At 67.4% G+C, this 8,564-nt stretch carries 8 protein-coding genes; all 8 read right to left on the bottom strand.

Annotated features, from left to right (window positions below; translation table 11 throughout):
* Positions 1-58 precede the first annotated feature (58 nt).
* The 8 genes from gatB to ACFU4Z_RS11265 all read right to left on the bottom strand — a co-directional run bounded on the left by gatB (position 59) and on the right by ACFU4Z_RS11265 (position 8,541).
* Positions 59-1,564, bottom strand: coding sequence for an Asp-tRNA(Asn)/Glu-tRNA(Gln) amidotransferase subunit GatB (gene gatB / locus ACFU4Z_RS11300; protein WP_379061568.1), 1,506 nt, complete (start codon positions 1,562-1,564; stop codon positions 59-61).
* 135 nt (positions 1,565-1,699) lie between these two features.
* Positions 1,700-3,082, bottom strand: a complete 1,383-nt coding sequence (locus tag ACFU4Z_RS11295; protein ID WP_379061566.1) for an alpha/beta hydrolase family protein — start codon at positions 3,080-3,082, stop codon at positions 1,700-1,702.
* 48 nt (positions 3,083-3,130) lie between these two features.
* Positions 3,131-3,496, bottom strand: coding sequence for a type II toxin-antitoxin system VapC family toxin (locus ACFU4Z_RS11290; RefSeq protein WP_379061564.1), 366 nt, complete (start codon positions 3,494-3,496; stop codon positions 3,131-3,133).
* Positions 3,497-3,527: 31 nt separating this feature from the next.
* Entirely contained in the window at positions 3,528-3,785 is a 258-nt protein-coding gene (locus ACFU4Z_RS11285) for a type II toxin-antitoxin system Phd/YefM family antitoxin (RefSeq protein WP_379061562.1), read from the bottom strand.
* Positions 3,786-3,848: 63 nt separating this feature from the next.
* Positions 3,849-4,883, bottom strand: coding sequence for an ATP-dependent 6-phosphofructokinase (locus ACFU4Z_RS11280; protein WP_379061560.1), 1,035 nt, complete (start codon positions 4,881-4,883; stop codon positions 3,849-3,851).
* 70 nt (positions 4,884-4,953) lie between these two features.
* A complete protein-coding gene (locus tag ACFU4Z_RS11275) occupies positions 4,954-5,262 on the bottom strand; it encodes a hypothetical protein (RefSeq protein WP_379061558.1) in 309 nt (102 codons plus the stop codon).
* A 323-nt stretch (positions 5,263-5,585) separates the two neighbouring features.
* Positions 5,586-6,473: a hypothetical protein gene (locus ACFU4Z_RS11270; protein ID WP_379061556.1), complete on the bottom strand. Its 888-nt coding sequence runs from the start codon at positions 6,471-6,473 to the stop codon at positions 5,586-5,588.
* The gene (locus tag ACFU4Z_RS11265) at positions 6,463-8,541 is read right to left on the bottom strand and encodes a protein kinase (RefSeq protein WP_379061554.1); all 2,079 of its coding nucleotides are present in this window, start codon (positions 8,539-8,541) and stop codon (positions 6,463-6,465) included. The genes ACFU4Z_RS11270 and ACFU4Z_RS11265 overlap by 11 nt, the downstream gene beginning before the upstream one ends.
* Positions 8,542-8,564 lie beyond the last annotated feature (23 nt).

The raw sequence follows: 8,564 nt of genomic DNA, 5'->3' as shown, positions 1-8,564 counted from the left end.
GCGACGCCTTGGTGTCGCGGCCCGATTCTGTTGCGGCAGGAGGTAATTCAGCCCGAAATCAGCCGCAGGCGGCGAGCACGAGTTCGCGCACCCTGGCGGCGTCGGCCTGCCCGCGGGTGGCCTTCATGACGTCACCGACGATCTTGCCCGCGGCCTGGACCTTGCCGGAGCGGATCCGATCGGCGATGTCCGGGTTCGCGGCGAGCGCCTTTTCGACCTCGGCTTGCAGCGCACTGTCGTCGCTGACCATGCCGAGCCCCTTGGCGGCCACGATCTCGGCCGGGTTGCCCTCGCCCGCCAGCACGAAGTCGACGACCTGCTTGGCGACCTTGTTGTTCACCGTCTTCGCCTCGACGAGCTTGATCACCTCGGCGACCTGGGCGGGCGTGATCGGCAGGTCCTCCAGCGAAACCTCGCGCTCCTTGGCCTTTTCGGTGAGGTAGGCGACCCACCAGGAGCGCGCCTCGTTGGCCGGGGCGCCCGCGTCGACGGTGGCGATGATGAGGTCGAGCGCGCCCGCGTTGACCAGGTCGCGCATCACCTCGTCGGACAGCTCCCAGTCGGCCTGGATCCTGGCGCGGCGCAACCACGGGTACTCGGGAATGGTGGTGCGCAGCTGCTCCACCCAGTCCGTTTCGGGCGCGACGGGCTCCAGGTCGGGCTCGGGGAAGTAGCGGTAGTCCTCCGCGGTTTCCTTGACCCGGCCCGGCGAGGTGCTGCCGTCGGCCTCGTGGAAGTGGCGGGTCTCCTGCACGATGCTCAGGCCCTCGGCCAACCGCGCGGCCTGACGCCGCATTTCGAAGCGGACCGCGACTTCGACGCTCTTGAGCGAGTTCACGTTCTTGGTCTCGGTGCGGGTGCCGAATTCCGATGCGCCGATGGGCATCAGCGACACGTTGGCATCGCAGCGCAACGAGCCCTGCTCCATCTTGACGTCGGAGACGTTGAGCGACTTCAACACCTCGCGCAGGGCGGTCACGTAGGCGCGCGCCACCTCCGGCGCACGCTCCCCCGAGCCGGTGATCGGCTTGGTGACGATCTCGATCAGCGGCACACCGGCCCGGTTGTAGTCCAGCAGTGAGTGACTCGCGCCGTGGATGCGGCCGGTCGCACCACCGACGTGCAGCGACTTGCCCGTGTCCTCTTCCATGTGCGCGCGCTCGATCTCGACGCGGAAGACGCTGCCGTCGTCGAGCACCACATCCAGGTGGCCAGCCGTGGCGATCGGCTCGTCGTACTGGCTGATCTGGTAGTTCTTGGGCTGATCGGGGTAGAAGTAGTTCTTGCGCGCGAACCGGCCCCACGGGGTGATCGAACAGTTCAACGCCAGCCCGATCCGGATCGCCGACTCGACCGCCTTCTCGTTCACCACCGGCAGTGAGCCGGGCAGTCCGAGGCACACCGGGCACACCTGAGTGTTCGGTTCCGCGCCGAACTCGGTGGGGCAACCGCAGAACATTTTGGTCGCGGTATTCAGCTCGACGTGAACCTCCATGCCCAGCACCGGCTCGAACCGGGCGATGACATCGGCATAGTCCATCAGGTCGTCGGAGGGTGCGCTCATGGCGATAAGTCTATTCACCCGCCCGCCGTCGGATTCCGAGGGTTCCTGCGGCCGATCCGGCGGCGGCTGCCAGCCACCAGCGGCGGCCACGCCGGTCACCGTCGAGCGTCCTCGTGGCTGCCGGAGGGGCCGCGATTACTTCGGCGGTATCCGCTGAGTCAGCCAGGTGGTGACGTAGGTCAGCACCTCCGGCGAGATAGTGGTCTCGATGTCGGTGTACTCGCTGGGCCTGCCGGTCTCGGTGGGCTGCATGAGGTGGTTGAGGCCGGGGAAGGTGAGCACCGTCGCGTCCGGGTCGGCGGCGAGGTTGTCGCGCATCGGCTGTTCGTTCTGGGCGGCGGGGACCTGGAGGTCTTTACCGCCGTAGAAGGCGAGAACCGGCACCCGCAATGCCTTCAGCGCGGGTGCCGGATCGTAGGACACCAAGGCCGCGAAGTACGGGGTGAACTGGGCGTCGAGGTCGGAGTCCTTGGTTCGCTTGTCCTCCGGGAGGGCGGCGTTCTGTTCGCGAGCCAGTTTCTTGGCGCCCTCGATATCACCGGTCCGCAACAGGGTGGTCACCGCGGCGGTGTCGCGGACCTGCGCGGCCAGCTCTTCGGGCGGCGTGCCCTGTGCCGCGCCGATCAGTTCGTTCTGCTCGTTCACCACGTCGGCGCCGACCACGGACGGACCTGCCATCGTGATGACGAACGCGACGCCGCTGTCGGGACGCGAGGCCACCAGTGGTGCGAGATAGCCGCCCTCGCTGTGGCCGAACAGTCCGATACGGGCCGGGTCGATGCCAGGACGGCCGCGCAGGAAGCTCACACCTGCCGCGGCATCGCCCGACAGGTCGGTGTAGTTCGCTGCGTCGAGGTCGCCGCCAGTGCCGCCGACACCGCGGTCGTCAGTGCGCAGCACGGCGTACCCCGCACGGGTCAGGGTGTCCGCGACGAGCAGGAACGGCTTGTGGCCCATCAGTGTCTCGTCGCGATCCTGAGGGCCGCTGCCGGTGATCAGCAGCACCGCCGGGAAGGGCCCGTTGCCCTGTGGCTGGGTGAGCGTGCCCGCGATGGTGATGTCGCCGCTGCGGTAGGTGATGTCCTCGGAGCGGTATGGGAAAGGCGGTTTCGGCTCCTGCGGCCGCGGGAGCGCAGCGACCTTGCCGCGCTCCATCGCCAATGGGAAGCTCTGCCCGCCCTGGCTGAAGTCACCGGTGATCTTGCCTGCGCCGGAGTCGTACCTGCCGTGGAACTTCGGGTCACCCGGGATATCCGCGATGGCGAATTCCACCGCGTCACGGTCGGTCTTCACATCCTTCAGCGGTGTCTCGTGCACCTCCTGCGCAGGGATGTCGATGGTGGCGGTGCCGTCCTCGGCGAAGGTCACCCCGATATCGATCGGCTTCCCCGGGGTCTGGATCGCCCCCTTCCAGTCACCGGTCACCGGGTTGGGCGGGTTGTCCGATCCCGACGAACACCCGGCCACCACGGCGGCAACGACAAACAGAATGAACGTGATCACTCGCCCATTGCGCATAGCCACCACAGTACCCACGCCGCGGAAATGGTCGGATGAATCGCCGAATCACACTGACACGACTGTCAATACCTGCTCGAGCCCCTGAAAGTCCTTCGGGTTACGGGTGTACAGAGGCAAGCCGTGCACCGATGCGATGGCCCCGATCATCAGATCGAATTTTCGCGGCTTCGGGCTGCGGCCACCAGCAGTGATCAGGCCCGCCATCAGAGTGAATCGGCGGGCCGCTTCGGCCGTGAACGGCAACGACTCGAAGGAACTTTCGAACTCCTGCAAGCGCTCGGTACGCAGCAGCCGGATGATGGCGTCGGGTGCCGCCGCGATACCCAACCCGAGTTCGGCAAGGGTCACGGTGCTGACCTTCGACACGATTGGAAGCTGATCTTCCGGCAGATCGTCGAGATCGATCAGCACACCCGTGTCGAGCAGGCCCGCGTCGTGGCGCTCACTGGTCATCGAGCCGGTCTTCGCCGAAAACCGCGTCCACCTGTGCACGTTCTTCGGCGCTCGACCCGGCGCGGGCAAAGCGGGTCAGTCGTTGCTTCAGCTCAGCGGTGGTGATCTCACGTTTCGGGGCCAACGGCCGCAGTTCACCCACTGGACGGCCGTTGCGGGTAATGATGAAGCATTCACCCGCCTCGAGCGCATCCATCACACCGGCGCTGCCATTCCGTAGCTCCGCTTGGCTGATCGTCCTGCTCACATAGCCAAAGATAGCATCAGCCGCTATCTGTCGCTATCGCGTGTTCCGGACCTACAGCGAAGCTCAGCCGAAGAATGCCTCCGCTTCGCGGTAGCGGTCCTCGGGGACCCGCTTCAACTGCTTGGTGGCCTCCGACAGCGGGACGAGATCGATCGAGGTGCCGCGCAGGGAGACCATTTGGCCGAAGTGTCCCGCGTGCACCGCTTCGGCGGCGTGCAGGCCGAAGCGGGTGGCCAGGACGCGGTCGTAGGGAGTCGGGCTGCCGCCGCGCTGGACGTGGCCGAGGACAGTGGTGCGAACTTCCTTGCCGATGCGGCGTTCGATTTCCACGCCGAGCTGCTGGGCCACGCCGGTGAAGCGCTCATGGCCGAACTCGTCGATGCCGCCCTCGCGCAGCGCGAATCCGGAATCCGGCGCGGGGTGCGCGCCCTCGGCGACAACGCAGATGAAGTGCTTATCGCCGCGCTGGAAGCGGCGCTTGATCATGGTGCACACCTCGTCCACGTCGAACGGCACCTCTGGTACCAGGGTCAGGTGCGCGCCCGCGGCCATGCCCGCGTGAATGGCGATCCAGCCCGCGTGCCGTCCCATCACCTCGACGAGCATCACACGCTGATGCGATTCCGCGGTGGTGTGCAGTCGGTCGATTGCCTCGGTGGCGATGGAGAGCGCGGTGTCGTGGCCGAACGTGACGTCGGTGCAGTCGATGTCGTTGTCGATGGTCTTGGGCACCCCGACCACGGGGACCCCTTCGTCGGACAGCCAGCTCGCGGCGGTGAGCGTGCCTTCGCCGCCGATCGGGATGAGCGCTTCGATGCCGTTGTCGTCGAGGGTCTGCCTGATCTGCCCGAGCCCGGCGCGCAGCACGTCCGGATTGGTGCGTGCGGTGCCGAGCATGGTGCCGCCCTTGGTGAGCAGCCGGTCGGTGCGATCGTCGTTGAGGATCGGGATCTTCCGGTCCTCCAATAGACCACGCCAACCGTCCTGGAAGCCGATGATCGCGTCTCCGTAGCGGCCGTTCGCAGTGCGAACGACGGCGCGGATGACCGCGTTCAGTCCTGGGCAGTCTCCGCCTCCGGTCAAGACTCCGATGCGCATGGCGGATATCTTGCCCCGCACCGCGGGGCCGTAGGGCCCCGCCCCCGTGAACCCTGGGTTACGGAAACGGTCAGTAGACATAGACAATCGCATTCTCGCCGCCGGTGCAGGTGACGAACTCGTCGCCGGCCGTGCATTCCATGGTGTAGTCCCGTTCCTTGGCCTGGCTGTAGGCGACTATCGAGCGGGTACTCCCCGCGTCGCTGACGCCGCCCGCCGCCCGTGCCGCGGCGGCAAGCGCGCCCGCGGTCGGGTATCGATCGGCGGGCGTCTTCGCCATGCCGCGCGAGATCACGCCGTCCAGCGCCGCCGGTAGCCCGGCCCGCTTGGCGCTCGGCGGCGGCGGCGCGGAAAGATGCGACCGGATCAGCAGACTCATCCCGTCCACCGGGAAAGGTTGTGCGCCGGTGAGGCATTCGTAGAGCACACAGGCCAGCGAGTACACGTCGGCGGTGCCGCTGACCGAGCCGACGTCGAACCGTTCTTCTTCACCGTGTCATAGGCCTCGTAGACCTCGCCCATGCCCCCTCTGCCGAGCAACGAACGCAACTCGTAGAGACCGAATCGCGCCCCGGCCCTCGACTGCGTGACGTCCACCCGTTACCTCCACCTTGCGGATGCGCCTGCGAGCACCGCAAACCAAGGGCCCCGCAACCTCACCCCATAGTCGTGATTGTCAGAGGTCGTCGTTACCCGGTCAAGTCAGGAGCAGGCGCCGCCGGAGAGTTCATCGAGGTGTTGCGAGATCAGCGTGGCCAGCTTGTCCAGGATGGCCATCCCCTCGGAGAACGCACCCGAATCGGGTTGTACCGCAATGGCGACGGCGATCTGACCATCCGACGTCGGCACCAGCCCGAACTGCCGGACCAGGTATGCGCCGGAGGTGTCGGGACCCCAGCCGCCCTTGAATTCGGCGCCGGTGAACGCGCCGAGTCCCCAGCGCTGGTTGGGCGTGATCTGCTCCATCAGCGTGATGACGTTCCCCGCCTGCGGCAGGCACGGCAGCCGCGACGCGAAGCGAACCTGGTCGGCCAGCGTCCACTCCGCCTGACCGAATGCCGAGTGCTCGGGCCTGGCCCTCGTCGGCGGCACCGTGGTCCTGGTGTCACCGCCCTCACGCAGCACGGCCTCGACCGCCTTCGCCGCTTCCTGACCGCTGCCCAGCGATTGCCACAGAGTGTCGGCGGCGGCGTTGTCCGAGGCGGTGATCGCCGCGGTGGCGGCATAGGTCGAGTTCGCCGAATTGCGGCGCAATGCGGCAACCGTCAGCGGGACCTTCATGGTCGACCAGGCGGGTCCGGTGGTCCAGTCACCGAAGGTGACCATTTTGTCGCCGCCGACCGGCATGACCGCCATGCCGACATGGCCGCGCAGACCCGCCTGCAGTTCGACGAATCCGGCGGCGAGCGTGCCGGGAATGGTCATCGACAGGTGCTGCTGGTCGGTGTGCGCCGCGGCCTGGGTGATGCTCGACGGCGGCGCGGCCGAGTTCGCACCGGAACCGGTCGCACAGGCGGTCAGTGGCAGCAGCGCGGCCAGCGCCGCGGCGCCGAAAACCTTTCGGAAGCGCCGGGATCGATCAGTAGACATACACCACCGCGTTCTCACCGCCGCTGCACGTGACCATCTGGCCCTCAGCGACGCAATTCATCGTGTAAGTCCGGCCGGTGACCGGGCTTGTCGCCACCACCGAGCGTGGTGCGCGTGAGACATTAGCGGTGGCGGATTCGGCGTAGGCCCTGCGGACCTCTTCGGCGAATTCGCAACTGGTCACCTGGCTGCCCGCGGCCACCTGGGTGAACCCCCCACGTCCGGGTCCGCCTGCCGAGCAGGGGCGCGCGCTCTCGGGCAGGACGACCGGCGTGGACGACGTGGGCGCGGAGGTCGTCGCGGGCGCTGTCGAGGTGCTCGGTGTGGCGCTGGTGCGGGTCGTCGGCGTCACCGACGACCCGGCCTCGACGTCGGCGGCGGCGGAGGAGGAGGTCTCTGAGTCGCTGGAGCCGAACAGCTGCCAGCCCACCACGCCGCCGACCGAAAGCACGACGACAGCGAGCACACCGATCAGGATCGGCATCACGATCGATCGCCGCCGCGGCTGGAAGTACGGGTCCGCCACCGAATCCGGCCCGTAGTAATCGTCGTCGTCATAGTCGCCGGGAGACACATAGTCTTCGCGGGCGCGAGAATCGGCCGCCTCCGAATAGTCGGGCGCGCGGAAGTCACGGCCCGCCGCGTGCTGCGGTTGGTGCGGCTGCTGGAAAGGCGAATTCGACGGGCTACCGGAGAACTGGTGTGGATCCGAGAAAGACTGTGCGTCAGGATAGAACGGCGGCTCGGGACGCTGCGGCGCCCCGTACCGCTGCGTTTCCTGGGCCTGCTGTGGATCCGAATACTGTTGTGCATCAAAACGTTGGTCCGCGAACGCAGACAGTCCGGGGTTCAGCTGCGGTTCTGCAAAGTGATGCGGGTCCGCGTACTGCTGCGCGCCGGGATGTTGCGCATCCGAATACGGCTGCGGCTCCGAGTACTGCTCGCTTTCCTGATACAGATGGGCATCCGGAAAAGGGCGAACGGGCGGCTGCTGCGTCGGCTGATACGGCGCGGGCGGTCCGAACGGCGACCCCGCAGGCTGTTGCGGCGGCAATGGCGTGAACTGGAGGTCGGTCTGAGTCACCACCGTCGGGCCGGTGGGGTGGATCACCAGCTCGCCCGTCGTCTCCGGCGGAATGAAGGCCGAATGCCGTTGCACCAGGGTGGGATCGGACTGACCGAAGGTCGCGGGGTCCGGCGCACGCACCACGAACGTGGGACTGCTCGCCGTCGCCGCGCTGCCCAGGGCGGCTCGGGCGGCCCGCGCCAGATCCGCCGCCGTGGGATACCGGTCGGCGGGATCCTTGGCCATGCCGCGGGCGATCACCGCGTCCATCGAGGCCGGGATTCCCGGCCGCTGCACGCTCGGTCGCGGCGGCGGCTCGGAAAGGTGCGAGCGGATCAGCACACTCATGCTCGCCGCCGCGAAGGGCGTCGATCCGGTGAGGCATTCGTGCAGTACACAGGCCAGCGAATAGATATCGGCGCGACCGGTCACCTGGCCGACGTCGAACCGCTCCGGCGCCATGTAGGTATAGGAGCCGATAGCCATCCCGACCTGGGTCATCGCGCTGTCGCCCTCGGTGTGGGCGATGCCGAAGTCGACGAGATAGGCGAAATCCGCGTCGGTCACCAGGATGTTGGCGGGCTTGACGTCGCGGTGCACCAGGCCGTCGGCGTGCGCGGCGTCCAAGCCCGCGGCGATCTGCTCGATGATCCCGATCGCGCGTTCGGCGCTCAACGGCCCCTGGTGGCGCAGCAGCGAACGCAGATCTATGCCGGGCACCAGGCGCATGTCGATGAAAAGCACGCCATCGATCACGCCCCAATCGTGGATGGGGATGATGTGCGGCTCGGCCAGTCGTGCGGCGGCCTGTGATTCGCGCCGGAAGCGCACCTGGTAGGCCGGGTCCTGGGCTAGCTCCTCCGATAGCAGCTTCACCGCAACCACGCGGTCCTTCACCGCGTCGTAGGCCTCATAGACCTCGCCCATGCCGCCTTTGCCGAGTAGCGAGCGCAGCTCATACGGCCCGAATCGACTTCCGACTCTCCGACCAGGTCCGTCCACCCCGTCATTCCTCCGCATCCCGG

It is taken from the genome of Nocardia sp. NPDC057440, from assembly GCF_042802915.1.
Classification (GTDB): Bacteria; Actinomycetota; Actinomycetes; order Mycobacteriales; family Mycobacteriaceae; genus Nocardia.
The sequence above is the reverse complement of the archived record's forward strand: the minus strand, read 5'-3'. Positions and strand labels throughout refer to the sequence as shown.